General features: G+C 70.8%; 24 protein-coding genes. 7 read left to right on the top strand and 17 right to left on the bottom strand.

Annotated features, from left to right (window positions below; genetic code table 11):
- Window positions 1-25: 25 nt before the first annotated feature.
- The 11 genes from FE633_RS19065 to FE633_RS19015 all read right to left on the bottom strand — a co-directional run bounded on the left by FE633_RS19065 (window position 26) and on the right by FE633_RS19015 (window position 11682).
- Entirely contained in the window at window positions 26-706 is a 681-nt protein-coding gene (locus FE633_RS19065) for a substrate-binding domain-containing protein (protein WP_138046367.1), read from the bottom strand.
- A 1-nt stretch (window position 707) separates the two neighbouring features.
- Window positions 708-1517: a DUF6182 family protein gene (locus FE633_RS19060; protein ID WP_246113704.1), complete on the bottom strand. Its 810-nt coding sequence runs from the start codon at window positions 1515-1517 to the stop codon at window positions 708-710.
- Window positions 1441-2655, bottom strand: a complete 1215-nt coding sequence (locus tag FE633_RS19055; RefSeq protein WP_246113703.1) for a hypothetical protein — start codon at window positions 2653-2655, stop codon at window positions 1441-1443. The genes FE633_RS19060 and FE633_RS19055 overlap by 77 nt, the downstream gene beginning before the upstream one ends.
- A 1-nt stretch (window position 2656) precedes the next feature.
- Complete coding sequence (locus tag FE633_RS47790; protein WP_212747239.1) at window positions 2657-4165, bottom strand: NAD(P)/FAD-dependent oxidoreductase; 1509 nt, start codon at window positions 4163-4165, stop codon at window positions 2657-2659.
- Complete coding sequence (locus FE633_RS19045; RefSeq protein WP_138046366.1) at window positions 4162-5019, bottom strand: SAM-dependent methyltransferase; 858 nt, start codon at window positions 5017-5019, stop codon at window positions 4162-4164. Before FE633_RS19045 ends, FE633_RS47790 begins: the two co-directional genes overlap by 4 nt.
- Window positions 5020-5083: 64 nt before the next feature.
- Window positions 5084-6793, bottom strand: a complete 1710-nt coding sequence (locus FE633_RS19040) for a GH3 family acyl-acid amido synthetase (protein ID WP_138046365.1) — start codon at window positions 6791-6793, stop codon at window positions 5084-5086.
- Window positions 6790-7434 carry a nucleoside/nucleotide kinase family protein gene (locus tag FE633_RS19035; protein ID WP_138046364.1) on the bottom strand — a complete coding sequence of 215 codons (645 nt, stop codon included), beginning with the start codon at window positions 7432-7434 and terminating at the stop codon, window positions 6790-6792. The genes FE633_RS19040 and FE633_RS19035 overlap by 4 nt, the downstream gene beginning before the upstream one ends.
- Before the next feature lie 163 nt (window positions 7435-7597).
- Window positions 7598-8413, bottom strand: a complete 816-nt coding sequence (locus FE633_RS19030) for an ABC transporter permease (RefSeq protein ID WP_138046363.1) — start codon at window positions 8411-8413, stop codon at window positions 7598-7600.
- Between the two features lie 10 nt (window positions 8414-8423).
- Window positions 8424-9314, bottom strand: a complete 891-nt coding sequence (locus tag FE633_RS19025; RefSeq protein ID WP_138046362.1) for an ABC transporter permease — start codon at window positions 9312-9314, stop codon at window positions 8424-8426.
- Window positions 9315-9322: 8 nt separating this feature from the next.
- Window positions 9323-10516, bottom strand: coding sequence for an ABC transporter substrate-binding protein (locus FE633_RS19020; RefSeq protein WP_425473192.1), 1194 nt, complete (start codon window positions 10514-10516; stop codon window positions 9323-9325).
- Between the two features lie 92 nt (window positions 10517-10608).
- The gene (locus FE633_RS19015) at window positions 10609-11682 is read right to left on the bottom strand and encodes an ABC transporter ATP-binding protein (RefSeq protein ID WP_138046360.1); all 1074 of its coding nucleotides are present in this window, start codon (window positions 11680-11682) and stop codon (window positions 10609-10611) included.
- Between the two features lie 125 nt (window positions 11683-11807).
- Between FE633_RS19015 and FE633_RS19010 the strand changes: the two genes are divergently transcribed.
- Window positions 11808-12581, top strand: coding sequence for a FadR/GntR family transcriptional regulator (locus tag FE633_RS19010; protein WP_138046421.1), 774 nt, complete (start codon window positions 11808-11810; stop codon window positions 12579-12581).
- A gap of 24 nt (window positions 12582-12605) precedes the next feature.
- On the opposite strand, the gene FE633_RS19005 is transcribed toward FE633_RS19010, so the two are convergent.
- On the bottom strand, window positions 12606-13277 hold the full coding sequence (locus FE633_RS19005; protein ID WP_138046359.1) for an MmyB family transcriptional regulator: 672 nt from the start codon (window positions 13275-13277) through the stop codon (window positions 12606-12608).
- A gap of 263 nt (window positions 13278-13540) precedes the next feature.
- Here FE633_RS19005 and FE633_RS19000 point away from each other — a divergent pair, with 263 nt between their 5' ends.
- The 4 genes from FE633_RS19000 to FE633_RS18985 all read left to right on the top strand — a co-directional run bounded on the left by FE633_RS19000 (window position 13541) and on the right by FE633_RS18985 (window position 17449).
- A complete protein-coding gene (locus FE633_RS19000; protein ID WP_138046358.1) occupies window positions 13541-14197 on the top strand; it encodes a helix-turn-helix domain-containing protein in 657 nt (218 codons plus the stop codon).
- Between the two features lie 31 nt (window positions 14198-14228).
- Window positions 14229-14759: a toxin-antitoxin system, toxin component gene (locus FE633_RS18995; RefSeq protein ID WP_138046420.1), complete on the top strand. Its 531-nt coding sequence runs from the start codon at window positions 14229-14231 to the stop codon at window positions 14757-14759.
- 13 nt (window positions 14760-14772) lie between these two features.
- Window positions 14773-15981, top strand: coding sequence for an MAB_1171c family putative transporter (locus FE633_RS18990; protein ID WP_138046357.1), 1209 nt, complete (start codon window positions 14773-14775; stop codon window positions 15979-15981).
- Between the two features lie 109 nt (window positions 15982-16090).
- Window positions 16091-17449 carry an NAD(P)/FAD-dependent oxidoreductase gene (locus FE633_RS18985; protein WP_425473193.1) on the top strand — a complete coding sequence of 453 codons (1359 nt, stop codon included), beginning with the start codon at window positions 16091-16093 and terminating at the stop codon, window positions 17447-17449.
- Window positions 17450-17491: 42 nt separating this feature from the next.
- On the opposite strand, the gene FE633_RS18980 is transcribed toward FE633_RS18985, so the two are convergent.
- On the bottom strand, window positions 17492-18514 hold the full coding sequence (locus FE633_RS18980; protein ID WP_138046355.1) for an alpha/beta fold hydrolase: 1023 nt from the start codon (window positions 18512-18514) through the stop codon (window positions 17492-17494).
- Between the two features lie 262 nt (window positions 18515-18776).
- Between FE633_RS18980 and FE633_RS18975 the strand changes: the two genes are divergently transcribed.
- On the top strand, window positions 18777-19004 hold the full coding sequence (locus FE633_RS18975; RefSeq protein WP_138046354.1) for a hypothetical protein: 228 nt from the start codon (window positions 18777-18779) through the stop codon (window positions 19002-19004).
- Window positions 19005-19042: 38 nt separating this feature from the next.
- Here FE633_RS18975 and FE633_RS18970 read toward each other — a convergent pair whose 3' ends face one another.
- Both FE633_RS18970 and FE633_RS18965 read right to left on the bottom strand, forming a co-directional pair.
- The gene (locus FE633_RS18970) at window positions 19043-19729 is read right to left on the bottom strand and encodes a 4'-phosphopantetheinyl transferase family protein (RefSeq protein ID WP_138046353.1); all 687 of its coding nucleotides are present in this window, start codon (window positions 19727-19729) and stop codon (window positions 19043-19045) included.
- Window positions 19677-20585 carry a metallophosphoesterase family protein gene (locus tag FE633_RS18965; protein WP_138046352.1) on the bottom strand — a complete coding sequence of 303 codons (909 nt, stop codon included), beginning with the start codon at window positions 20583-20585 and terminating at the stop codon, window positions 19677-19679. The genes FE633_RS18970 and FE633_RS18965 overlap by 53 nt, the downstream gene beginning before the upstream one ends.
- Before the next feature lie 404 nt (window positions 20586-20989).
- Here FE633_RS18965 and FE633_RS18955 point away from each other — a divergent pair, with 404 nt between their 5' ends.
- The gene (locus FE633_RS18955) at window positions 20990-22099 is read left to right on the top strand and encodes an ATP-grasp domain-containing protein (RefSeq protein WP_138046351.1); all 1110 of its coding nucleotides are present in this window, start codon (window positions 20990-20992) and stop codon (window positions 22097-22099) included.
- Window positions 22100-22131: 32 nt separating this feature from the next.
- Here FE633_RS18955 and FE633_RS18950 read toward each other — a convergent pair whose 3' ends face one another.
- Entirely contained in the window at window positions 22132-23016 is an 885-nt protein-coding gene (locus FE633_RS18950) for a sulfotransferase family protein (RefSeq protein WP_246113702.1), read from the bottom strand.
- A gap of 156 nt (window positions 23017-23172) precedes the next feature.
- On the bottom strand, window positions 23173-26223 hold the full coding sequence (locus tag FE633_RS18945) for an alpha-mannosidase (RefSeq protein ID WP_138046350.1): 3051 nt from the start codon (window positions 26221-26223) through the stop codon (window positions 23173-23175).
- Between the last annotated feature and the right edge of the window lie 44 nt (window positions 26224-26267).

Genomic DNA, 26267 nt, shown 5'->3' with positions numbered 1-26267 from the left:
CGGGAGCGGTGCGGGCTTTCGCTCATCAGGACGAGGTCGGGGCCCCGGCGGCGTCGGCCTCCGCGGCACGGATGAAGGCCCGCACGCGTGCCGGCAGGACGGCGCCGTTGGGCCACGCCAGAGCGATCGGCGCGCTGGGGAGATCGCTCAGCGGGACCGCCCGGACCTGCGGCGGCAGGGCCGCCTCGACCGAGCGGAAGGACAGGTGGACCGCCCGTGTGGTGGTCAGGGTACGCACCAGGGCCTCGATGGTGGTGAGTGTGTGGACGCGGCGGATCGGCGTCCCGGCGGGCGTCCGCGGCGGGACGATCAGGTCCCACACGGACGCCGGAAAACCCTCCGGCCGCTCGAAGGCGTCGTAGGACGCGGCTTCCTCCACGGACACCGCGTCGCGGGAGGCCAGCGGGTGGTCCGCGGCGACGAGTACGGCGCGCGCGTCGAAGCCGACCGGCGATCCGACGGCGATGTCGTTCTCGCGCGGACCGAACTTCACCAGCATGACGTCCACCTGACCGGCGCGCAGTTGCCTGAACGGATCGCGGACGTCGTACGGCACGAGGACGAAGTCCTCGACGCGTGCACCGGCCCGGGCGATGACGTCGTTCGCGAGGTCCGGCGTCTCGTGAATGCCGAGCCGGATCGCGGCGGCGTCGGCGGTGCCGGGGCCGCCGGCGGGCGGCGCGGGGTGGTCGGTCTTGGGGACCATGTCAGAGCTCCTCGGTGAGCGCGGCGTAGATCTGGAGGGTGCGCGGACGGTGCACGTCGGCCTCGACGCGTGCCGCCGCGAACGTCCGCTCATAGCCGGCCAGGCGGGGCACCGGCCGGAGAGTCAGCCGGTCACCGGGCCCGATCAGGCCGTCCATGACTGCCTCGGCCAGCAGGTGGTTGAGGTGAATCAAGCCCTCGGCGACGGTGACCCGCGCGGTGGCGTAGTACAGGTCGCGGTGGACGGGGGTGCGCGGCGCGCACCGCGGGGCGGAGGCCTCGAAGGGGTGCGGCACTTGCACGGTGGCGGGGGCGCGCGGGCTCAGTTCCTGCGTCCCCGCGAAAGCCTTGAGCAGCCGTCGCAGGGGAAGGGTGTCGGCCTCGGGCAGCGGGTCCGTCCAGCCGACGGAGCCGTCAGGGGCTACGCGTGCGAACCGGAACCGTTCGGCCAACCGCAGCGGCTGGCCGGCCAGGTGAAGGGTGCGGGTGAACGCGCGCCGCCAGGCCCTGGCCCGGGCGGGCTCCAGTGCCAGCGCGAACGCGCAGGTCTGAGCGGCCCACCGGGGCAGGTCGGGTTCGCGGACGACCGCGACGACCACCGCGTCCTGTCGCGCGGCGTCATCGGTGATCCGGGTCCGGGCCCGTTCCAGGTCCGCCATGCTGTTCAGGTCGAGGTCGGCCACAAGGTCGGGGCGGGTGACGCGGATGCGGTCGGCGGTGACGGCGAGCAGCCGCTCAGCCGGGGAAGCCTCGGCCGGGCAGGCTTTCCGAGCCGTCGTGGATGCCGCAGCGGCAGCGGTTGTGGAAGTCATCGCAGTGAGCCTCACAGGAGAACACCGAGGAGAGCAGGTCGCGGTCGACCGTGCGCCGGCTCCTGGCGAGCAACGACGAGGTCAGCCGGTAGGGGTCGACGTACAGGTGAGAGCGTCGGTGGCGGCTCAAGTCCTCTGCCAGAGCCGCGGATCCGGCCGGCGGGTGCTGCGCGGAACGTTCGAGCAGTCGCGCGGCGCGCGTACAGCTCTTTTCCAACAGGTCGTGGCGGAACGACTGCTGGTCGCCCTTGCCCAAGGTGGCCAGGAAGTACAGGCGCATGCCCAGCCGGATCGCCGCGGCGTCGTGTTCCTTGCCGAGGTGGTCCATCAGGGCGTCCACGGTGTGGTCGTGCCAGCCTCCGTGCCGGGCCGAGGCGATCCGCCCGCCGATGGGCACCCGGCCGATCGGGATGCGGTGCACCGCCGTGTCCGGGCCGCTCAGTACTCGCTCGAGCAGTCGGTAGTCGGGGTCGAGCTCCCGGTCGTAGAGGAAGACGACCTCGTCGTGGGACTCGGCGAGCGGCAGGAGCTCGCGCAGTGCGCACGCAAGATAGTTCGGGCGGCCGTCCGCGGTGACGATCTGCCGCAGCGGCATTCCACAGCCGCTCAGGTCCAGGTAGACCGGGCCGCCCCAGCGCCGCTGGTCCAGGCCCACACCGCGGGCGACCAGCCGCTCGATCATCTCAGCCAGCCCGAGGCCGGGCGGCTGGTGCTTCAGCATCCCGGGGTCGTGAAGCCCCAGCCGGGCGTAGTGTCCCGACCACAGGTGCAGGACCCTGCTGCTCGCCGGGTGCACCCAGTCGCCGGCCTCCACGGCCTCCAGGTAGGGGCGGAGAGCATCCGCTCCCGGCCGAGCGCCCTCCGCCCGGTGACGCACGTACAGCTCGCCGATGTCCTCCTCGGAGGCACCGGAGTAGTCGGTGTCACCCTCGGTCCGGTCGAGAAACTCCCAGAATCCCAGGACCTGTTCGGTCGGGTAGTACGTGGTGGGGCTGTACCGGTACGTCACGTCGGCCAGCCGGGCGGTCGCGCGGTACAGCACGTCCGACCAGAGCAGGCCCTTGAGGTGACTGGGGGTCAGGGGCTTGGACGGCGTGACGGTGATGGGCGCGAGGAGCACCCTGGGATGGGATGTCACCTCAGGTTCCTTCTCGGGGCTCGATCGCCGCCAACAGCTCCGTGCGGGTCGGAGGCCGCCCACCGGCCGGGGCGGTGGGGCGGCCGACCGGAACAGCGGGACGGGCGGTCGGAGCGACGGGGCGAGCGGCCTGAGCGACGGGGCGGGCGGCGGCCTCGATCCGCGCCAGCATCCGTGGGTCGCCGAAGACGTCCGCCGGGCGGTCGAGGCTCATCGCGCCGCGGATCAGCCCCCGCCACACCGCGCGGTCACCGGTGGCCGCGGCCGCGACCACGGGCAGCGGCGGTCCGCCGGGCACCACCGCCGGAAGCGGAACGGTCTCCTCGCCCGCCAAGCGGGCACGCCACATCCGGTTCCGGGCGTTGTCGTCGTGCACCGACTGCTCGTACCAGGGCCGGTACAGTTCGTGGGCCTGCCGGGCGGCCCGCTCGGCAAGGTCCGGCGACGAGCCGGCACTGTCGTCGAGCTGTTCGGCCAGCGTGACGGCGTGCCGCAGTGCCAGCGAAACGCCCCGCCCGTACAGCGGGTTGGTCAGTGCCGCCGCGTCGCCGACGGCGAACAGGCCGGCCACCGGTCGCTGCCGGGGGCTGATGATGCCGCGCAGCGCGTTGGCCGGCATGGTGATGGCGCGGACTCCGGTGAGTGGTTCCACCGCCGCGGGGTCGACCCAGGGTGTGACGAACGGGGACAGGCGGCACACGGCCGTGAACGGATCGGGCCTGCGCAGGGCGGTGGTGGCCGGGTCGCGGCTGGGCATGCCCAGGGTGATGGCGAAGACGTCGCCGTCGGCGGGGTGCACGACGGCCGCGTAGTGGTCCCAGACGCCGCCGGCCGCGTTGCCCCGGTTCAGTGGGCCGGGCACGGCACCGGGAGAGAGCAGCCGGTAGAACCGGGTGAAGGCCCGCAGGTGGGACGGCGAGGTGGTGTCGGGCTCGACGGTGACGCCGGCGGCCGCCAGCCAGGACTTGGAGAGCGCCGCACGGCCGGCGGCGTCGATCACGACGTCGGCAGGGATCCGCGCACCGTCACGGGTCACCACACCCCTGACTCGCCGGGCGTCCTCATCCAGCATCAGCCCGTCCACGACGGTTTGGTGACGGAGTGTCACCTCTGGTCTGTTGCGGACGGCTCGCAGGAGCACCAGCTCCAGGACCGGACGACGCATGCCGAGCGCGAGGAGCTGCTCGTCGCCGTCCCGGTCGGCGGGGTCGGCGGCCGGCGGCGCCACCGCGGTCAGGTCCAGCAGCCGACCGCCCTCCTCGACCGCGTCATCGAGGAGGAACGGCAGGTGCTCGCGCAACACACCCACGCCGAGCGAGTGCAGAAACTGCGAGTGGCCGCTCTGCGGTACCAGCGGGCGCTCCCAGGTGCCGGCCGCCTTACGGGGCGGGCCGTCCGGCGGGGGCGCCGCCCGGTCCAGAACCTGGACCTGCCAACCCCGCCCGGCCAGGGCCAGAGCGGTGGCGAGCCCGGCGATGCTGCCGCCGGCGACGACGGCGGTACGGGTCACCGCCTGGTCCCGTGGACGAGGAACACCCGGCGGACGTCGCGGACGTCGCGCGGCGGAACCGGGTCCGGCCAGCGGCCGTAGTCGGCGCCCTCCTCGCCGGGCTGGACCGCCTGCACGTCATAGCCGTGCCCGGCGAAGAGAGCCTCGGGATCATCGCTGCCGAACACCCAGGGGCAGCCCCACCCGGCGAAGACGTCCAGCAGGCCCCGCATGGACGGCAGGGTCAGGGCCGCCTCGTTGACGATGTCCGCGGCGATGCGGCTGCCCGGGGCGCAGTGTGCGGCCACCCGGTCGAGCATGCGATGGACGTCCCGCTCGGGGATGTAGTACAGCAACCCCTCCAGCAGCCAGGTGGAGGGCAGGCCCGGGTCGTAGCCGGCAGCCACGAGTTCGGTCTCCCAGTCGTCCACGACCAGGTCGACCTCGATCACGCGATGGTCCACCTGCGGCTGGACGTGTCGCAGCCGGTCGGCCTTGAAACGCTGCACCGCCGGCCGGTCGACCTCGAAGTAGCGGATGTGGCCCGGCCAGGGCAGCCGGTAGGCCCGGGAGTCCATGCCGGAGGGCGCCAGCACGATCTGCGTCATGGAAGGGTCCGCCGCGCACTTCTGCAGGTAGTCGTCGAAGAACCGGGTGCGGATCGCGTTGTAGTCCGGGGTGCTGGGCAGGGAGCGGCGGGCGTTCGCCGGATAGGTCGCCTCGCGGATCTCGGCGAGCAGAGCCGGGCCTGCGTCACCGACGAGGGCGGCGGCGTAGGGGTCGTCGTAGAGGCGGTCCGGGCGTCCGCTCTCAGCGTGGCGGAGAGCGGCGGTGAGCAGGGCCGTACGTTCTACGGCGTCGGTCAGGTCTGTCATGAGAGCCCTCCTGGTCACGCGTGTGGGGTGGTTGCGGATTGCCGGGCGGGGCCGATCGGCACACCTAGGTGCGCGACGCCTGCTCGCGACGAACGGGCCGGCCTGCGGCGGTCAGGCGTTCCCACTGGGACGGGTCCTGTCGGAAGAGGCGGTCCTTGACCTGGGTGGGCCGGATGCCGCCGCTCACCGAGGCGTGCCAGTCGTGCTGGAACGCCGTCTCCTCGACCAGTACCGTCTCGGGCGCCGCGAGCTTGCCGCCGGTACGGGCCCGCGCGTAGTCCGCGGACTGAAGGGACAGAGCGGCGTCGACGTCGACGGCGAATCGGGTCGCCTCGGTGGTGTCCCATGTGGAGTGCGGGGCCACGGCGAACGTGTAGCGGGCGGCCTGTCCGTTCTCCGCGGCCACCCGGCAGCTGATGTTGCGCAGGCGCAGTCCGGCGCCGTCGAGTGCGGTGCGGACCGCCCGGATCACATGGGCCTCCCGCAGCCGCTCCCCCGTCCGGTCGGAAAGCCGGTTGCGCCCGGCGTACTCGACCCGCGGGACACCGTTGACCCGGTCCACGACCCGCACCACGTCACCCACCGCGTAGCGATAGAAGCCGCCGACGTGGCTGAAGATCACGTGGTAGTCGTGGCCCTCCTCCAGTTCGTGGGGCTGCAGGGTCGGTGTGTCGGGCGTGAGGTCGGTGTCCGCGTCGGCGAACTCGTAGACGCAGGCGGACAGTACGAGGCTGCCCGCCGAGCCGTGCCGGTCGAAAGGCACGCCGGTGGGTCCCTCGGAGGCGGCGACGGGCGCGGGCAGGGCGGCCACGCCGGCGCCGAACTCCTCACGCAGCGCGGGCAGGTAGAGCGAGGCGACGCCTGTCGTCCAGCAGAACAGAGCACGCATCCGGGGCCACACGTGGGCCGGCCGCACGGTGCCGAAATACTCGGCCAGCCGGGACAGTTCCGCGGCCCGGCCCGGATCGGGCGTGCCGTGTGGCAGGCCGCCGAGGGTGCCGTCGTGAACCTCTTTGACGATCCGCGGCCACCACAGGTTCAGCTGGTGGGGCAGTGCCGCGATCATCGCCGGATTGATGCCGATCACGCACCGCACGTCGCTCTGCACGGCCAACCGCAGCCGCAGGTACGTCTTTTCCAGGTGGTCGTCGGGCCGCACGTCGACGGGCAGCTCCGCCCACGGGGCGGCGGTGCCCAGCTCGGCGGCGAGTGGCTCACCGAAGGCCGTGCCGAAGTCGACCTGGCTGGCGCCGACGTGCGGATGCCCGTCCTCGGTGCGCGGCGGCGCCGCGAGCGGGTCGTGTTTGAGGTTGAGGACGGCGTCGGGGCGGGCCATCACATCGGGGAAGTGCTCGATGAGCGGTGCCCAGGCCGCGTAGTAGAACGGGAAGAACGTCGTCCGCATGAAGCGCCGGGTCACCGGGATCTTTTTGTGGGCGCCGGTGCTGCCGCTGCTGGTGAAGTAGACCACCGGGTCATCGGCGGTCAGCACGTTCGTCTCGCCGGCGGCCATCCGCTCGATGTGCGCGGCGTGCGCGTCGAAGTCCTGCAGCGGGACGGCCCGCCGGAACTCGTCCATCGTGCGGATGCTGCCGAAGCCGTGCGCCCGGCCGAACTCGGTGTCCGCGTTGTGCGCCAGAAGATCGGCCAGCACCTTCTGCTGTTCGCCGCGCGGGTCGGCCTGCTCGGCCAACAGCCGCTCCCGCGCGGCCCGGACACGGACCAGGTAACGCTCGGCGTGCCCGGGGTCGGCCCAGGTCGGGTGCGACGTCACGGGGCGAGCACCTCCAGCACCCGGTCGGCCGCCCTCGTCACACTCGGCTGCTCGTCCACGATCACAACGGGCACGTGCCGCACCTCTTCCATCATCAGTTTCCGCAGCGAGCGCTGATACGACTCGAAGCCGAGCCGGCCGCTGCGGACGTCGGTGGACTCCAGCCGGTTCACCGACGCACCTCCCTGCAGCCGCCGCCATGCGGACGGCGGTGACACGTCCAGGTAGATGACCGTCCGGGGCTGCGCGAACGAGCGCCACCACGCGTACATCGGGTTGTCCTCTACGCCGCCGAGGCGGCACTTGGCCAGGATCTTGTAGTAATAGGAGTCCATGACGAGCGGCGACTGTGCGGTGGCCAAGCCGACACGATCCCTGAGGTGGACCACCGCCGTCTGCAGCAGGCTGGCAAGGAAGTCCATGGAATACGTCTCTCCGAGGCCGGGCAGTACCTCTTTCTCCACGTGCGCCCTTAGCTGCCGGACCAGCCGGTGTTCGTCGCCGACGAAGGCGTCGTCGGTCGAGGCGAACGACCACTCGGGGAGCCGGCGGTTCAGCTCGGTCATCACGGAGGACTTGCCGGCCCCGTCCGGCCCCAGAAGCACGTAGAACGGGGCATCCGCCGGTCGTGTTTCCTTCATCTGTCCGTGCTCCCCGTCTGGCTCCTCGGGCGGCCCGGTCCGCTCGTGCCGCTCAGCCTCTTGGTTGCGCCATGCTTCCGGCCAGCCAGGATGGGCACATCTAATGAATCCCTTAAGCGGCCGCGGGCTGAGCTCTCCGCACGCCATGGAGGCTGTCGGGCGATCAGACCCTGCTCGTGGACGCCGGGTCCGCGGAAAGTCGCTGGGCCACGTAGATCGGGATCACGGACAGCAGGACGAGCAGGGCGGCCACCACGTTGACGACCGGGGCCTGCTGCGGCCGGGTCATGTTGTTGAAGATCCAGATCGGCAGCGTCTCGACGCCGGGTCCCGCCGTGAAGGTCGTCACCACGATCTCGTCGAAGGAGAGCGCGAAGGCGAGCAGCCCACCGGCGAGCAGGGCCGACCGCACCAGCGGGAACGTGACGTCCACGAAGGCCCGGAACGTGTCCGCGCCCAGGTCCATCGCCGCGTCCTCGTACGAGCCGGACGTCCGGCGCAGCCGTGCGACGACGTTGTTGAAGACGACCACGATGCAGAAGGTGGCGTGCCCCACGACCACGGTGAACATACCGAGGCCGACGCCCAGCGGCTCAAGTACCGTACTGAAAGCCGAGTTGAGCGCGATGCCGGTGACGATGCCCGGCAGCGCGATCGGCAGGACGACCACGAACGAGATGGTGTCACGGCCGAAGAACCGGTGGCGGCCGACGGCGAAGGCGATCAGCGTGCCGAGCACGAGAGCGATGGCCGTGGCGCCCAGGCCGGCCTTGACCGACACCCACAGTGCCTCCCGGGCGCCCTCGTTGTCCCACGCGAGAGACCACCAGCGGGTGGTGAGGCCGGGCGGCGGCCAGCTCGCGCTGCGGTCGCGGTTGAAGGAGTTGACGAGCACGAGCGCGAGCGGGACGTAGATGACCGCGAAGCCGAACCCGGCGGCGATGCGCAGCGCGATCCGCGCGGAGCGGGACAGTTGCACGGCGGTCTCCTCACAGACTGCTCAGCGCACCGGTGCGGCGCATCGCGAGCAGGTAGAGCACGATGACGACGACCGGGACGGTACCGAGCGCGGCCGCCATGGGCAGGTTCAGTTCGATGTTGGAGTAGACGAGGTTGCCGATCAGCTGGGTCTTGCCGCCCACGATCTGCACCGTGATGTAGTCACCGAGGCTCAGGGAGAACGTGAAGACGGAGCCGGCCGCGACGGACGGCAGGACCGTCGGCAGCACCACGGAGCGGAAGGTACGTCCGGCCCGCGCCCCCAGGTCGGCGGAGGCGTCGAGGAGGTTGCCGGGCATCTGCTCCAGGGCCGTGTGGATCGGCAGGATCATGTACGGCAGCCACAGGTACGTCAGCGCGATGACGGCGGCGACGAGGCCGTAGCCCGGGCCGTGCAGACCGAACGGCGCGAGCACCCAGTCGGCGAGGCCGCCCTTGGAGAGGATCAGCCGCCAGGCGTACACCTTGACCAGGTAGCTGGCCCACAGCGGGGTGAGGATCGCGACGACGAGGAGTGGGCGCCACCTCGGTTTGGCGACGCGGGCCGTGTAGAAGGCGACCGGAAAGGCGATCACGGCACACAGCGCGGTGACCGCGAGCGCCACGCCGACGCTGCGCAGGATCACCTGCCGGAAGACCGGCGTGGTGAACAGCGTCTCGAAGTTGTCCGTCGACCAGACCTTCACCACCTCGGAGGTGAAGGAGTTCGTCGTCCAGAACGCGGAGGCGAACAGCACGGCCAGCGAGCCGAGATAGAGCACCGCGAGCCACAGCAGCGGCGCGGCCAGCAGTAGGGACAGCCGCAGCCGCGGTCGGCGGTGCAGGGTCCCGGCGAGCCGCCGGACGCGCGAACGTCCGGCGGCCTGCGCGGTGTGCGTCATCGCTGCGGTCAGCCCTTGATCTCGGTCCAGGCCTGGACCCACTTCGCGTAGGGCACGCACTTGACGTCGGTGCGTCCGTCGAGGCACTGCTCGATCGGCGTGTTCCAGAACGCGATGTTCTTCCAGTAGGCCTCGTCCTTCGCGTGGAACGTGTCGCAGAAGTTCTTGACGCTGGTCTCCTCGCACGCCTTGGCGTTGGCCGGGGCCTCACCGAAGTACTCGGCGACCTGCGCGTTGGCCTTCGGCGAGATGATCCAGTCCATCCACCGGTAGGCGCAGTTGGGGTGCTTGGCCTTGGCGGAGAGCATCCAGGTGTCGGACCAGCCGGTGGAGCCCTCGTCGGGCACGAAGGCCTTCACCTTGGCCCCCTCGTCCGCGGTGAGGTTGGCGATGACCTGCCAGGTGGTGCCGACCACGGAGTCGCCGCTCTTGAAGGCGGAGATCTCCTTCAGGTAGTCGCTCCAGTACTCGCCGACGTTCGCGTTCTGCTTCTTCAGCAGGCTGACGGCCGCGTCGAACTGCTTCTGGTCGAGGGCGTAGGGGTCCTTGATCTTCAGCTCGGGCCTGGCCGACTTCAGGTAGAGCGCCGCGTCGGCGATGTAGATGGGTGAGTCGTACGCGGTGACCTTGCCCTTGTGCCGGGAGGCATCTTCGAAGACCGCGGACCAGGAGGTGGGGGCCGGCTTCACCTTCTCGGTGTTGTACATCAGCAGGTTGGCGCCGCGGCCGTGCGGGATGCCGTACATCTGGCCGTCGACGGAGTTCCAGTCCTTCTTCTTCAGGCCGCTGAAGACGTCCTTGTAGTTCGGGACGAGGCCGGTGTTGACGGGCGCCGCGTCGCCGGAGGCTATGAGGCGCAGGGACGCGTCACCGGAGGCGGAGACGGCGTCGTAGTCGCCGGTCTTCATCAGCTTGACCATCTCGTCGGAGCTGGCCGCGGTCTTCGAGTTGACCTTGCAGCCGGTCTGCTTCTCGAAGTCGCTGACCCAGTCGACCTTCGGGTCGTTGGAGCCGTCCTCGACATAGCCGGCCCAGGCGATGAGGTTGACCTGACCCTCCGACTTGCCGAGCTTGGACTGGGCCTTGAGGTCCGGCGGGTTGAGCCCGGTCGCCGAGGCCGGATCGGAACTGTCCGACGAGCCGCAGGCGGTGGCCAACAGCAGCACGCCGACGGCCGCGACGGCCGTGACTGACCTGTTCAAACGCACGAGATCTCCAGGGGGAGCTGGGTGGGGGGATGGGTGGGAGACGCGGGCGCGGCGTGCGAGCCGCGCCCGGGACCTGTGGGGGACCTTCAGAGGGCGTCCGGCACCCGGACGGCGTGCCGTTGGTGCCAGCGGAGCCTGACCCGGGCGCCCCGGTAGGCGGCGACGTCCGCGGACGAGGTCTCCAGGTTCTGCTGGAGGGCGGTGAGGCGTCCCCCCGCGTCGAGGTCCACGAGGAAACGGGTGGCGTCTCCCAGATAGACGACCTCGGCGACCGTGCCGGCGGCGGTGGTGTACTGCGACGCGTCCGCGGGGGCAGTCGTCTCGCTTCCTTCGAGTCCTTCGAGTCCTTCGAGTCCTTCGAGGACGTGGATCTTCTCGGGCCGCACGCTGTAGGTGCCGGTTTGGCCGACGATCCGCTGCGCGGCCTGATCTGTGAGCAGATTGGACGTGCCGACGAACCCGGCGACAAAGGGAGTCGACGGCGTTTCGTACACCTCGGCGGGGGTGCCGACCTGTTCGATACGGCCCTGGTTGAAGACTGCGATCCGGTCGCTCATCGTCAGCGCCTCCTCCTGGTCGTGCGTGACGAACACGAAGGTGATGCCGACCTCCCGCTGGAGGGCCTTGAGCTCGACCTGCATCTGCTCGCGCAGCTTGAGATCGAGGGCGCCGAGGGGCTCATCGAGCAGCAGCACGCGGGGGCGGCCGACGAGAGCGCGGGCGAGCGCGACACGCTGGCGCTGCCCGCCGGAGAGCTGGGCGGGGCGACGCTTGCCGAACCCTTCCAGGCGTACCTCGGCCAGCGCCTTCCGGGCCCGCTTGAGCCGCTCGGCCTTGCGCACCTTGCGGACCTTGAGGGCGTAGGCGACGTTCTGCTCCACGGTCATGTGCGGGAACAGCGCGTAGTCCTGGAACACGGTGTGCACGTCCCGCTCGAAGGGGGCGAGGCCCGTGACGTCCTGGCCGGCCAGCTCGATCGTGCCGGAGGTGGGGCTCTCGAAGCCGGCGATCAGCCGCAGGACCGTGGTCTTGCCGGAGCCGGACGGCCCCAGCATCGAGAAGAACTCCCCGTCCGTGATCTCCAGGTCGACCCCGGACACGGCGGCCGTCTCTCCGAACGACTTCCGCAGGCCGTTCAGCCGGACCGCGCTTCCCTGCATGGACGGGAACCCTTCTGGTGCTGTCTTACGTTGCTCGAAAAGATATGAAGTCATAGTTCAAATCTCAAGTCCCCCTTAAGGTAAAGGTTGAGTCAACGCACAAGGTGGTGGCCGTGAGGCAAGACATGGGCGACAACGGCGTCCGAAGAGCCGTCTTCACGCCGGTGGAGAACCGCGCCCGCGTGGAATCGGTCGTCCGTCGGCTCGGCGACGCCATCGAGCTCGGGCTGCTCGCCGACGGAGAGCAGCTCCCCGGCGAGACCGAGCTGGCCGCGCAGCTCGGCGTATCCACCGTGACCCTCCGCGAGGCGCTGATGGCCCTGCGCCAGCAGGGTCTGGTCACCACCCGCAGGGGGCGGGGCGGCGGCAGCTTCGTCTCGCTGCCCGAACTCCCGGGCGAGGAACGGCTCGAGGCCCGCCTCACGGGCTGGAGCACCGAGGAGCTGCGCGATCTCGGCGACCACTGGGCGGCGGTCTCGGGCGCGGCCGCCCGGCTGGCGGCGCAACGGACGGAGCCCGACGATCTCCAGCAACTGCGGCGTACGGTCGATGAGTTGAGGCAGGCTCAGGACGCCGCTTCGCGCAGCCGGAAGTACGGCCGGTTCCATGTGGAGCTGGCCGCCGCCGCCCAGTCCGCGCGGCTCACCCGGGAGCAGGTCGCCTTCCAGACGGAGATCGGGGCGCTGCTGTGCCTGGTCCTCGCGGACGACGGGTATCGCGACGAGGCCGCGGGCCGCCACAGCTCCGTTCTCTCGGCGGTGCGGGACGGGTCCGCCGACTCGGCCCGGGCCCTGGCCGAGCAGTGCGTACAGGAGTCGACGGCGCGGCTCATCGCCCGCCGCCTCGCCCTGTCCGGCACACGGTCCGGCAGCCCTCGCGACGGTCGCGACAGAGGCTGAGCCGGGCCGTCACGCCTTCACGGGTCACGCCTTCGCTGCGGGGACCACGCTGAGGTGGCTCGTCGTACGCCGTGTCCGTGCGGCCCGGCGCGTCACACCCGTGGAGCGGTCCGCCTCACGCAGGACCAGGGTCATGCGCGTATAGCCCATGTCCTGAAGGGTCTTGGGGGTTTCGCCGACGATCCGGCAGTCGGTACGGCCCCACCGAGGGTCCGGGTGCCACAGCGGCCGTACGGCGCCGTCGTGCTCCAGGGCGCCCGGGCCGACGGAGCGGATCCAGTGCGGCAGGCCGTGCCGGTACGCGGCGTCCATGATCGGATCCTGGGCGATGTCCCGGAGGATGGACAGCAGCACACGGTCCTGGCCGTGCCGCTCCATCGCGGCGGAGAAGTGGGCCAGCATCGGCAGACACCAGCTCGACTCGTGCTCGGCGAGGATCGTGGCCGCATCCGGATGGAACAGGACGAACCGGAGGAAGTTGTCCCCCGGCATGGCCGTGGGATGCGGTCCGACGCCGCGGAAAAGTGTCTCGAACGCGTCGTTCGTGAGAACGACATCCCAGCGGTGATCGAAGACGACGGACGGAAAGGGGACGGCCTCCAGGAGCGCGGCGTAGTCCTGTAAATACGCCTGAGCCTGGAGACTCTCGGGGACAGGTCGCGGCCGCGGCCGCCGCCCTCCTGCCTGGTACTCCATCGGGAGGTCACCCCTCTTGCCTTTGCGGCCTTCACGCGGCGCCGTGATCCTGCTATCACCGGTGGAGGCGTGTCAACTATCGTGGCATTTGGCGCCTGTTGACGATTGAATCTCGCCACAGTTGTGGCGAGGCCTGGATGTGAGTTCGAACGAGGGGCTAGTCTCCGGAAGTTCACGGTGCACTACCCGGATTCCGGGGGCTTCGCGCCCCATGGTTCCGCACCTTCCTCAGAGCGGTCGAGAGAAACGTGGGAGACCTGTCGGTGACGGATGGCTTCGAGGTTCCGGGCGCCACCGCGACGGGTCTGCTGCCGGCCGTGGTGGCCCGCGTCCACGCGCTCGCGGACCGGCTCGGTGTGCCGCACAGCGAGGTGTTCGACGTCCAGCGCCTGTCCGTGGCCTCCGGTGTGCCGGAGGTCGTGGTCAAGGCACTGCTGAGCGGCCGGCCCGCCGGTGAGCCGGATCTGCAGACCCGCTTCCTGCAACGCCTCGACCTGCTGCGCCGTACGCGACTGAAGCCGAACGGCCGCCGGTACACACAGCAGGAGATCGCCGACGGCGCGGGCATGTCGCGTCAGCAGGCGGGCGCCCTCATCAACGGAGACCGCCGCCCCACCATGGAGCACTGCGACGCCATCCAGCGCTTCTTCCGCGTGCACGCCGGGTTCCTCACGGCCGAGGACCCCGAGGCGTTGGCGGGCGCCCTCCAGCGCTCCGAGCAGGAGCTGCTCCAGCAACTCGCCGACCGCGAGAGAGCCTCGGCCGCCGCCGCGGCCGACCCCTTCGAGCAGCTGCTCCAGGACCACGGGGTCCGTGGCATCGCCTGGCGCGCCGCACAGCTACCGACGGACCAGCACCGGGACAAGGTCGCGGAATGGCTGGACATGCTCTTGGAGAGCGTCAAGCGGCCCGAGTCCTGATCCGGGGGAGAACGTGGGCATCGGAAAGGAAATGCGCCGCCTGTGCGGCGAGTTGGTGGGCGAGCTCTCGCTCTCGGCACCGGCGGATCCCGCCGACCTCTACGCAGCGCTGTGCGACGCCATGAGCAGACGCCGTGGCCGCCCCGTGCAGTTCCGCACGGCCGCCTTCCCGCCCGGGACCGCCAGCGGGCTCTGGCTCGACATGGCCGAGCAGGACCTCGTGGTCATCGAGGAACGCACCGCGCCCGACCACCAGTTGGTGATCCTCGGCCATGAGCTGTGGCACATGAACTCCGGGCACTGCAGCCACCACGTCGAGGGCGCGGCCGTCGCCGCCCGCTTACTGTCGGACGACGCCGATCTGCAGGCGACCGTCCTGAAGGTGGCCGCCCGTACCCGGTTCGACCTCAAGGACGAGCAGGACGCCGAGAGCTTCGGACTGCTGCTGGCGAGCAAGTGCCGTGCGTGGCTGGCCGGTTCGGCACTGCGTGGCCCGGTGCGGCGGGACGGGGTCGCCGGACGGATCGGGGCGTCCCTGGGTTATCGCGGGCCGCGGGGCTGAAGCCGCCGACGCCATGGATGATTCCAGCTACTACCTCCCGGCCGCTGTCATGGCGATCGCCTTCGGCTGCAAGGCACCCGCGCTGCTGCGCTCCTGGCGGGACCCGCTGCTGCGGTCCGTGTGCACGCTGCTCGCGCTCGCGGGCCTCGTGTTCTTCTTCGCGGCCCCGCCGACGATCTCCGAGGTCAACCGCATCACCGGCATCGCGAATGTCTCCGCGCCGCTGGTCTACGGCCTGCTGAGCGCCTTCAGCGCCGCCTGTCTGGTGCTGATCATCAACTGGCGCGGCGGTCCGCCGGAGGTGACCCGGCGGACCTCCCGCCGGTGGATCGCCGGGTACGGCGTGGTGATCGTCGCGCTGGTCACGCTGTTCGCGCTCGGGGACGCGCCGATCGAACGGCGGCGGGATCTCGACACGTACTACGCCAACACGCCGTTCATCCGCGAGATGGTCGTGCTCTACCTTGCGGCGCTCACGGTCGCGGGCGTCGCGATGATCGTCATGTGCTGTCGCTGGGCGCTTCGGGTGCACGGCTGGCTGCGGGCCGGACTGCTGATCATCGCGTTCGGCTTCCTGTTCAACATCCCCTACTCGGCGACCAAGTTCATCGCCGTGGTCGCCCGGTGGAACGGCGGGAACCTGGACGACCTGAGCACCTACGTGGCACCCGCGCTGGCCTCCGCCGGGGCGCAGATCAGCGCGGTCGGGTTCTGTCTCCCGTTGATCGGCCAGCGCATCGGGGACAGCTGGCACATCTGGTCCACCTATCGCCGGCTCGGGCCGCTGTGGCGCGAGTTGCGGCCGGTCGCCGTGCCCGAGGACCGGGCCGTACGTATCTCCTGGTGGTCGCCCGCCGAACTCCAGGTGACCCAGCGGGAGTCCGACATCCGCGACGGCATGCTCAGCCTGTGCCCGTACTTCGACTCCGAGGTGCGTGCCCACACCTACGACGCGGCCGTGGCCGCCGGCTCCGACCCCGTCCAGGCACAGGCCGAGGCCGACGCGGCCATGGTGGCGGCGGCGGTGCGGGCCAGGGCCGCCGACCCGGAGGGCAGGGTCATCAGCTCGGTGGCGACGCCCGCGGCGCCGCCCGCGTCCGCCGAGGGGCGCCGCGACCTCGTGCGGATGTCCCTCGCCCTGCGTCAGTCACCCGTCGTCGCGACCGCCCGCGGGCAGGCCGTGACCAGGTCAGGGAGAGACTTCCATGAGCGAATCCGCTAGCACCTCCCCCGGCTCGGCTGCTTCTTCCCATGGGGCCGGATCGTCGAATGCCGCTGCATCGTCGAGTGCCGCCGCATCTTCCCGTGCGACCACCCGACGTGCCGTCGTCATCGGCGGAGGCATGGCCGGCATGCTGGCCGCCGCCGCCCTCCGTGCATACGCGGACGTCACCGTCGTCGAGCGCGACGCCCTGCCCGGCGGGCCCGAGCCGCGCAAGGGCCTCCCCCAGGCCCGCCACGCCCATCTGCTGTGGTCCGGCGGGGCCCGCGCGATGGAGGACCTGCTGCCCGGGGTGACCGACGCCTGGCTCGCCGCCGGCGCCCGGCGCATCGCGCTGCCGACCGGTCTCGTCAGTCTGCAGCCGCACGGCTGGCTGCGGCGCTGGCCCGAGATGCAGTTCATGATCAGCTGCAGTCGTGATCTGCTCGACGCGGTGATCCGTGAAGAGGTCACCAAGAGCGCACGGATCACGGTCCTGGAGCGCACGGAGCTCCTGGGACTGGAAGGCGACGCCTCCCGGACCACCGGCGTACGCATCCGCACAGCACCCGAGGGCGACGCGGTGGGCGAAGAACGCGTCCTGGACGCCGATCTCGTGGTCGACGCCTCGGGTCGCGGTTCGCGGGCCACCAGCTGGCTCGACGCGCTGGGGGTCCCGCAGGCGCCGATGGAGGAGGTCGACTCCGGGCTCGCCTACGCCAGCCGGATCTTCCGCGCGCCCGCGGGCACCGAGGACTATCCCGTGATCAACGTGCAGCCGGACGCGCGCCGGCCCGTGCCGGGGCAGAGCGCGACCATCGTGCCCATCGAGGGCGGGCGCTGGCTGGTGACGCTGGCGGGCACGCGGGGCGGTCAACCGACCGGCTCCGCCAAGGAGTTCGAGGCGTTCGCACGCGAGATCCGGCATCCCTTGGTGGGCGAACTGATCGCCCACGCGGAGCCGCTGACGGACGTCGTCGTCACCCGCAGCACGGCCAACCGGCGGCGCTTCTTCGAGAAGGTCGACGCCTGGCCCGAGGGCTTCGTCGCGATCGGCGACTCCGTCTGCACGTACAACCCGATCTACGGACACGGCATGTCCGTGGCCGCACAGAGCGCACTGGCGCTGCGCGAGCAGGTGTCCGAGCACGGCCTGGCTTCGCCGGGGCTGGCGCGACGGGTACAGCGCGCCGTGGCCCGTCCGGTGACGATCGCCTGGGAACTGGCCACCGCCACGGACATGCGCTACCCCGGTGCGATCGGCAAGCAGCCCGGTTTCGCACAGCAGTTGCTCAACCGCTACGTGAACCGTCTCATGCTCACCTCGACCGGCCGGCCGCTGGTCGCCAAGGAGTTCCTCGGCGTCTTCACCCTGTCACAGCCGCTCAACACGTTACTCAAGCCCGAGGTCGTCCTCGCGGTCCTACGCGGCCCACGCCGCACACCCCTCACGGAACCACCGCTCATGGAGCGGGAACGCGTGGGCTGACGGGGCCCCCGTCACAACGACGCGGGCCGGACGCGCGGAGGTTCACGTCGCGCTGCGTTCGCTCGCTTCTCTCAGGTTCTGGTCCGCCGCGGTACTCCGGGCCGCGCCGGGGCGGCCGGAGCGCAACAGGTCGCGCCAGTGTTCGCGGCTCCAGTCGGCCGGACGGGTGGTACGCGTGAAGCCCTCGACCAGGGAGAGAAAGCGGACGGGGTCGGTGTGGAAGGGGAAGTGCCCGGCGCCCTCGAAGATCTCCAGCCGGCTGCCGGGCATCGCCTTGTGCGCCCCGTACGCGTGCCGCACCGGCACCACACTGTCCCGGTCGCCCCACATCAGCATCGTGGGCATGCCCTCGGTCAGATAGCAGCGGTCGAGCATGGTCACCACCTGGCCACGCCAGTCGACCACGGCACGCAGGGTGCGGATGAAAGCGCTGCGGGACGTGGCGTCGGGCAGCGCGTCCACGAGGGTCAGCAACTCCGGTGCGTCCTGGCCCAGATCGGTGTCGAGGAGCCTCATCAGGTGGGCGAACAGGCCCGCTTGCAGGTGCATGCCGGGCAACCGCAGTGCGGACAGCATCAGATGCGCGCCGGGCAGCGACACCGCCCGGAGCACGGGATTCACCTCGCGGCCCACGCCGCCGGCACTCACCAGGATCAGCCGCTCGGTGCGCTCCGGGAACTGGTACGCGAACTGCATCGCGACTCCGCCGCCGAGCGAGTGCCCGACCAGCGTGGCCTGTTCGATGTCGAGGGTGGAGAGAAGATCGCGCAGCCCGTTCGCGTACGCGGCCACCGAGTAGTCGGCCCGCGGCTTGTCCGAGGCGCCGTGGCCGAGCAGGTCGGGGGCGATGACGGTGTGGCTGCGGGCAAGGTCGGGGATGAGCTCGGCCCAAGTCGCCGAGGAATCGCCGATGCCGTGGATCAGGACGAGCGCCGGGCCATCACCGGCCATGCGGTAGGCGCGCCGGTAGCCGTGCACGACACGGTGGTGCAGCCGCAGTTCTCCGTCGCCCACCGGCCGCAGCCGCATGGCGCGCCGCGCACGCTCCGGCGGGATGCCGGCCATCGGCTCACCTTCCCTTCCCTCCCTCACCGCCCTTGCACAAGCCGCTGGGAGGGCGGCTCCCAGCCAATGGACAACAGCCTAGGAACGCTTGTCCCACCAGGGATTTCCGTGAGGTTTCGCCTCGGCTAACCGGGCGAACCGACGCGTGCGGAAAGGTGATTGTCAGTGGTGGACGGCAAGCTGTACTCAGCGCCACCGCTGTGCGACGGCGCGTGAACCGCAAGAGCCGAACCGAGCCGAGCCGAACCGGGAGAGTCGTCCGATGCCGACCGCCGTGCTGACCGACCACGAACGCACCGCCGTGCAGGCCTATCTGCGCCTGTTGCAGACAGTACGGGCCACGCTGGACGGGCCCGTCGGTGCGGGCCGTCCACCCGTCGTGCCGCCCGCCGCCCTGGCCGAGGCCGAGCGGGCGCTGGCCGCGGCGGGTCTCGCGGGCAACGAGGAGTCGTTCTTCCAGCTGCTGCACGCCTGGTGCCCGGAGCCGTGATGAGCCTCGCTCTGCTGTTACCCGGGGCTGGGCCCCGCTCAGCCCCGGGCGTACTCCACCGTCACCGCCGTCATCACCAGACCCCGGCCCACTGTCCAGCGCCCGAGGAAATGGTCGACGCGGCGGCCGTCCACCACCGGGCCGGGTACGAGGAGTTGGGCGCGGAAGCCACCCGACGTGGTGTGCCCGGCGTTCGTCTCGACCTCTATGTCAGCCTCGGTGAAGTCGAGCCACTCCCCGGTGAGGGGGAACCACGCCTTGTAGACCGACTCCTTGGCGCTGAACAGGAGTCGGTCCCAGTGGACGGTCGGGTGGGCCGCGGCCAGTTCGCCCAGGCGGCGGTCCTCGGTGGGCAGCGCCACGGAGGGCAGCACGTTGGCCGGCAGCGGCAGATGGGGTTCCGCGTCGATGCCCAGCGAGGCCAGATCGGTGGCGCGGGCCAGGGCCGCGGCGCGGTAGCCCTCGCAGTGCGTCATGCTGCCGATCAGACCGGCGGGCCACTGCGGGGCTCCTCGGTGGCCGGACACAATGGCCTGCGGGGGTACGCCGAGCTTCTCCATGGCGCGCCGGGCACAGGCGCGCACCACGGTGAACTCACGGACACGCTTCTCCACGGCCCGTGCGATCAGCGCCTGTTCCTCGGGGTACAGCGTCGCTCCCTCGACCTCCTCGTCACCGTGTGCCTCCACGGCCACGACCGAGTCCGGGAGCAACTCCTCGATCACTGGATCCGACCTCCATCGGCAGAATGCGGCGCAGCGTACCCGGTGGTCCGGGGCGCTTGCGCCACTCGCGGGGGTAGCCCACGGACACCTCTTCGAATCGGACGCCGTCGAGCCAGGTGGTCCGGGGAATGTGCAGGTGCCCGTACACCATCGCGGCGACGCGGTATCGGCGGTGCCAGTCCGCGGTGAGGAGGGTGCCGCACCACATCGCGAACTCGGGGTACCAGAGGACCTCCGTCGGGTGCCGGTCCAGCGGATAGTGGTTGACCAGCACCGTGGGCAGCTCGGCGGGCAGCTCTTCGAGCCTGCGCTCGGTCTCGGCGACCCGCGCCCGGCACCAGGCCTCGCGGCTCGGGTACGGATCGGGGTGCAGCAGATGCTCGTCGGTGCAGACGACCCCGGTCCCGTGGGCGTAGGCGAGGCCCTCCTCCTTGGTCGCACAGCCCGCGGGCAGGTACGAGTAGTCGTAGAGGAGGAACAGCGGTGCGACGGCGACGGGTCCGCCCGCGCCCTCCCACACCGGGTACGGGTCCTCGGGAGTCGTCACACCGAGTTCGCGGCAGAGGGCGACCAGGTGTTCGTAGCGGGCCACGCCGCGCAGGGTGACGGTGTCCTTGGGGTGGGTCCACAGCTCGTGGTTACCGGGTGCCCAGATCACCTTGCGGAAGCGGCCGGTGAGCGTTTCGAGGGTCCAGCGGATGTCGGCCACGGTCTCGGCGATGTCGCCGGCCACCAGGAGCCAGTCGTCGTCCGACTCGGGGCGCATCTGTTCGACGAGGGCGCGGTTCTCGGCGTATCCGATGTGCAGATCGCTGATGGCCAGCAGCCGGCCGGGGCGGTCAGCCGTTGACATCACCCTCGCCCCCTCCGGGAATCCTGGCGCCCCCACCATGAACCCGGGTGGGAACGCATGAACACATCCGTACGCCACCGTACAAGAGGCCTTCCGCCGGGCTCGCGCGGCATGACCGCCGTCACCTCGCCGAGCCAAGCCACCGCCAGTCAGTCCTACAAGCAGGCCGGGCCCGAGAGAACTGAGACGCCCGGAGAGGCCCTGAGTGCCCCCGAAAGTGCCTGAAGGGGCACATCCGGAGATTCGTAACACCGACGTAGCAGCAGACCCGCCTTCGAGGCCCTATGATCGGGCCCAACACAACCGCCACGCATTCCGTTTCCGAACGGCGGTTTCGTGTACCTCCATACTCCCTGGCCGGGCACGGTCTGCTTCGCCGTGCCCGCGAACCCTGAAAGGCGGCCTGCATGGTTTCTCGCGTACGCGTCTGGCTCAACCGCACGTACGCGGAGAACGTGTTCTTCATGGATCAGTTGCGGGAGAATCCCAGCGGCCGCCCGGTCGAGATCCATGCGACCCACGGCGACCCCGCCTCCCCCATCCTGGCCGCCGCCGACACCGCGGCGCCGGAGCCGGAGGGGCTGTCCCCGGCCGCGTACGTCGAGTACGCCCTCGACCAGTGCGCCCGGCACGCGATCGACGTGTTCGTGCCGGTCCTGCACCAGGCGGCCGTCGCCGCGCACCGCGAGGAGTTCGCCGCGGTCGGTACGGCCCTGCTCGCGCCGCCCGCCGAGGCCGTGACGACGTTCCAGGACAAGGTGACCGCGTACGAGGCGGTCCAGGCGCTCGGGGTGCCGGTGCCGCCGTGGTGGCGGGTGCGAACCGAGGACGAACTGCTCGCGGCGGTCGACGCGTTGGAGGCGGACGGCCACAAGGCGTGCTTCAAGCCGGCGGCAGGGGCGGGCGGAGTCGGCTTCCGCATCATCACGCGCGCCTCCTTCTCACTCATGCACCTCAATGGATTCCCCAGCCCGTACGTGCCGTTGAACCTGGTCGTCGACGCGCTGCGGCACGCCGAGGGGCCGGTCGACTGGCTGGTGATGCCGCTTCTGAAGGAGCCCGAGGTCTCCGTCGACTGCCTCACCGGACCGGACGGACGAGTGCGGATGGCGGTGGGCCGGACCAAGAACGGGCGGCGGCGCGGCTTCACCCTGCACCCGTCGTGGACCGAACCGGCGCGGCTCATCGCCCAGTCGTTCGGGCTGCACTACCTGACCAACATCCAGTTCCGTGTGCACGGGGAGAAGCCGGTGCTCATGGACGTCAACACGCGCCCGGCCGGCGGTCTGCACCAGCTCTCCCTGTGCGGCCTCAACGCCCCTTGGGCAGCGGTCCGGTTGGCACTCGGCGAGGATCCCGGGGATCTGACTCCCCCGTTCCTCGGTCCGGACTACGCGGTGGTCGCGGGACCTCGTGCGGTACGCGCCGTGTCTCTTCCGCAGCAGCGCCATGACCTCCCGCCCGCGCGGCCGGCCGCGCCCGCCCCTGCCACGGCACCGGCCGCCGCCCCGGCCTGACCCTTCGCCCCGATCACCGCGATCGTGCCCGGTCAGTCGACCGGGTACCCCCAGGCCCGCGCCAACTCGACCAGCCGCGGTGGCAGTTCAGCGGTCGGGTCGGCCGGGCGGGCAGGCTGGACACGGCCTGATTTGATGGTGGTGCTCCAGTCGCCGAGCTGGGGGCGGAACGTGCCGTGGTCCTTCTTGCCGTAGTCGAGCATGGCCGGCTCCCACGGGACCCCGAGGTAGCCGCACAGGTCCCGGGTGGCCGTCTCGGGCTCGGTGGTGAGTTCCTCGTACGTGAGCACGTGGGCGTCGAGACCACGGCGGGCCTCGTCCAGCTTCTCGCTGTAGTCGAGGACCTCGGCGCGGATCTGTTCGTGGTCCGGGTCGGTGCGGCGACGGGTGAGAGAGGTGACGACCGCGCCCGGGTGACGGAGCAGGACGATGTAGCGCGCGTCGGGCCAACATCGTTGCAGCCGGGGCCAGATGAGGGTGTTCGGCGGGGTCTTGTCGACGATGACGTCCTTGCCGCTGCGGGTGAGCTCCAGGTGGAGCACCCGGTCCCACAGCACATGTTCCAGCTCGTCCTTGTCCAGCTCCAGCGCCTCCATGGCGTCCGCCGTGAAGTGACGGGACAGATGGACGTGGAGGGTGCGCAGATGCATCTCGTGCGGGGCACGGATCCGGGAGTGGCTGTTCAGCAGGACCCGCAGCAGGGTCGAGCCGGAGCGTACCGAGGAGAGCACGAAGACCGGCGAGTCGACGAGGCGTGGGGCCCGCGGGGCGACGTACGCGTCCTTCGCCTCCTCGGCGGGGCGGCGGGGGGCGGGCACGGCGTCGAGGTTCCGGCGCGGCGGGCTCACCGCTTGGGCCATCAGTCTGCCGCGACGCTTCAGGCCATTGCGGATCGCGGACATACGTGGGTCCCGCACGGTGACACCTCTCTTTTCCTTCGCCTTGCCGCGCCATCTCAGGGGTGCCGGGCGAACTTCAGGTGTCGTGGAAGCGACGGGGCGTGCTCACGGCGGGCGGAAAACCCGCCGTGAGCAGGCCGTTTACCGCTTTCTTAATTCTTCATGGAAACGGGATCAGTCCTTCCGCCTGGCCAGCCGGAGCGTCAGCACCTCGAAGGGGCGCAGCGACACCGACACCGCGTCGCCGGCCGCGCCGGCCTCTGTGAGGGGGCGTTCCAGCAGGTCGGTGATCTGGGCCCCGGCCAGGGGGAAGCCCGTGCGCAGGGTGCCCTGGGCCCGGCCGCCACGGGACTCGTAGAGGCGTACGACGACATCGCCCGACGCGTCGTCGGCGAGCTTGACCGCCTCGACGGTCACGCCCTCGCCCTCGACGCTCACGACCGGATCACCGGGCGCACCGGCCGAGTCCGCCACCCGCAGCGGCAGGTTGAGCGCGTAGCCCTCCGCGACCGCGTCGTCGATCGTCGCGCCCGGCAGCAGCGCGTACATGAAGCGGTGCTTGCCCTGGTCGGCCTCCGGGTCGGGGATGCGCGGGGCGCGGACCAGGCTGAGGCGGACCGTGGTGGTCGTCCCGCCGTCCTCGCGGACCGTGCGGGAGACATCGTGGCCGTAGGTGGAGTCGTTGATGACCGCGACGCCGTATCCGGGCTCAGCGATGTGCACCCAGCGGTGGCCGGAGACCTCGAAACGGGCCGCCTCCCAGCTCGTGTTGGTGTGGGTGGGGCGCTGGATGTGGCCGAACTGGATCTCGGCGGAGGAGTGGGGCGCTCGGATGTCCACCGGGAAGCCCGCCTTGAGGAACTTCTCGGCCTCGTGCCAGTCGATGTCCGTCTCGAAGTCGATACGGGGGCTGCCGGCCCGGAGGGTGATCGTCTGCGTGATGCGCGAGCCCTTCCCGAAGGAACGCTCCACGCGGATCGCGCCCCGCAGCGGGTCCTCCTCGACCACCCTCACGGACTCCGCCTCCAGCAGGTCCGTGTAGCGGTTCTTGTAGTGCTTGTCGACGTCCCAGGCGTCCCAGTAGTTCGGGAGGTCGGTGTGCAGCCGGAGCAGATTGCCCTTGTCGGCGAGGACTTCGCGGTCCGCCCGCAGATCGCGTACGGAGGCCAGGGTCCCGTCCTCCGCCAGTTCGACGCGGACGAGGCCGTTGTCGAGGACGCGACCGCTGACGGTCACCGGCTGCGGGGGCTCGCCCGCTCCGAGCGGCGCGCTGCCGTTCGCGGGGACCTCCGTGTACACCGGGGCACCGGCCGGGGTGCGCACGACCTCGGCGCGGTCGCACGGGCTGGTGTTGAACACCCGCGCCTGACCGGAGCCGAGCGCTGCCACGGCCTCGGCGGTGATGGCTTCGACCTCCTTCGCCACCCGCGCGTACTCCGCCTCCGCCTCCCGGTGCACCCAGGCGATCGACGAGCCCGGCAGGATGTCGTGGAACTGGTGGAGCAGGACCGTCTTCCACAGCCGGTCGAGTTTCTCGTACGGGTAGGAGTAGCCCGGCGCGTTGAGCGCGGCCGTGGTCGCCCACAACTCGGCCTCGCGCATCAGGTGTTCGCTGCGCCGGTTGCCCTGCTTGGTACGGGCCTGGGAGGTGTAGGTGGCGCGGTGCAGCTCCAGGTAGAGCTCGCCCACCCAGACGGGGGCGTCCGGGTACTCCTCGCGGGCGGCCGCGAAGAACGCGTCGGGGTGCTCCACGACGACCTTCGCCGAACCCTCCAGGTCGGCGAGCCGCCGCGCCCGCTCCATGATCTCGCGGGTGGGACCACCGCCGCCGTCGCCCCAGCCGAAGGGCGCCAGGGAGCGCGTGCCGCCGCCCTTCTCCTGGTAGTTGCGCACGGCGCGGTCCAACTCCTCACCGCTGAACCGGGCGTTGTAGGTGTCGACGGGCGGGAAGTGCGTGAAGATGCGGGTGCCGTCGATGCCTTCCCACCAGAAGGTGTGGTGCGGGAACTTGTTGGTCTGGTTCCAGGAGATCTTCTGGGTCAGGAACCAGTCGTTGCCGGCGAGCTTGGCGAGCTGGGGATAGGCGGCGGTGTAGCCGAAGGAGTCCGGCAGCCACACGCCCTTGGTCTCGACACCGAAGTGGTCCATGAAGAACCGCTTGCCGTGGACGAGTTGGCGGGCGAGCGCCTCACCTCCGGGCAGGTTGCCGTCGGCCTCGACCCACATGCCGCCGACCGGCGCCCACTGGCCCTTCTTCACCGACTCCTGGATGCGGGCCCAGACCTGCGGGTAGTTGTCGCGCACCCACTCGTACTGCTGGGCCTGCGAGCAGGCGAAGATGAAGTCCTCGTACTCGTCGGCGAGTGCCGTGACGTTGGAGAAGGTGCGGGACGTCTTGCGCTTGGTCTCGCGGATGGGCCACAGCCAGGCGGAGTCGATGTGCGCGTGGCCTACGCCGGAGAGTGTGTGGGCGCTGGCGTGCGCGGGCTTGGCCAGTGCGGGCGCGAGCACTTCGCGGACGGCCGCGGCGCTGCCGGGGACGTCGTCCAGGTCCAGGGCGTCCATGGCCCGGTCGAGGGTGTGCGTGATCTCGTGGCGGCGCGGGTCGTGCTCCTCGAGGTGGACCATCAGTTCGCGCAGCACCTGGAGGTCCAGGTCGAGATGGAACACGTCCTCGTCCAGGACGGCGAGGTCGGCGCGGCGGAAGGTGTAGAGCGGCTTGTCGCCGGCGGTCAGGACGTCACCGAGCGGGGTCGGGGCGGAGAAGTTGTCGGCCAGGATGTCCGGGTTGGACGCCGCTTCGACGAGGTAGTGGATCTCCTCGCCGCCGGTGACCGGGTTGCCGATCGGCACGTACTGGTTGAGCGGGTTGACGGCCTTGAGCGGGGTGCCGTCCGCGAGATGGACCAGCGCCTCGGCCTGGTTGCCGGGCCAGTCGCCCACGAACCCGAGGTCGATGACGGCCTCGACGCGCCGGCCGGCCCACTCGGCGGGGACCTGTCCGCGCATCCGGAACCAGGTCGTCCCCCACGGCGGTCCCCACGGGGTGTCCATCGCGAAGGGCGCGTACGAGGCCGACGCGGCCTCCTCGAAGGGGACGGGCTCCCCCGGCGCCTGCCAGGCCTCGACCTCGAAGGCCACGGAGGCGGCGTAGATCGCGGCCTTGATGCGCTGGTCGTGAACGCGCGCGACGCGCTCCTCGATCCGGCGGCGTTCGTCATGCATGAAACTCTCCAGGTACGCGCGGGTGGTCAGGTCGGACGCGGTGC

Origin of the sequence: Streptomyces montanus (assembly GCF_005786655.1) — a bacterium.
Taxonomy (GTDB): Bacteria; Actinomycetota; Actinomycetes; order Streptomycetales; family Streptomycetaceae; genus Streptomyces; species Streptomyces sporangiiformans.
This window is presented reverse-complemented; position numbering and strand designations above follow the sequence as displayed.

Coding starts and splice junctions, on each gene's coding strand:
- FE633_RS19035 (WP_138046364.1), bottom strand. CDS start 7,434: ATGAAGGAAACACGACCGGCGGATGCCCCGTTCTACGTGCTTCTGGGG.
- FE633_RS18955 (WP_138046351.1), top strand. CDS start 20,990: ATGGTTTCTCGCGTACGCGTCTGGCTCAACCGCACGTACGCGGAGAAC.
- FE633_RS18995 (WP_138046420.1), top strand. CDS start 14,229: ATGCGCCGCCTGTGCGGCGAGTTGGTGGGCGAGCTCTCGCTCTCGGCA.
- FE633_RS18980 (WP_138046355.1), bottom strand. CDS start 18,514: ATGGCCGGCATCCCGCCGGAGCGTGCGCGGCGCGCCATGCGGCTGCGG.
- FE633_RS19025 (WP_138046362.1), bottom strand. CDS start 9,314: ATGACGCACACCGCGCAGGCCGCCGGACGTTCGCGCGTCCGGCGGCTC.
- FE633_RS18990 (WP_138046357.1), top strand. CDS start 14,773: ATGGATGATTCCAGCTACTACCTCCCGGCCGCTGTCATGGCGATCGCC.
- FE633_RS19045 (WP_138046366.1), bottom strand. CDS start 5,019: ATGACAGACCTGACCGACGCCGTAGAACGTACGGCCCTGCTCACCGCC.
- FE633_RS19065 (WP_138046367.1), bottom strand. CDS start 706: ATGGTCCCCAAGACCGACCACCCCGCGCCGCCCGCCGGCGGCCCCGGC.
- FE633_RS18975 (WP_138046354.1), top strand. CDS start 18,777: ATGCCGACCGCCGTGCTGACCGACCACGAACGCACCGCCGTGCAGGCC.
- FE633_RS19010 (WP_138046421.1), top strand. CDS start 11,808: ATGGGCGACAACGGCGTCCGAAGAGCCGTCTTCACGCCGGTGGAGAAC.
- FE633_RS19005 (WP_138046359.1), bottom strand. CDS start 13,277: ATGGAGTACCAGGCAGGAGGGCGGCGGCCGCGGCCGCGACCTGTCCCC.
- FE633_RS19015 (WP_138046360.1), bottom strand. CDS start 11,682: ATGCAGGGAAGCGCGGTCCGGCTGAACGGCCTGCGGAAGTCGTTCGGA.
- FE633_RS18945 (WP_138046350.1), bottom strand. CDS start 26,223: ATGCATGACGAACGCCGCCGGATCGAGGAGCGCGTCGCGCGCGTTCAC.
- FE633_RS19060 (WP_246113704.1), bottom strand. CDS start 1,517: ATGACTTCCACAACCGCTGCCGCTGCGGCATCCACGACGGCTCGGAAA.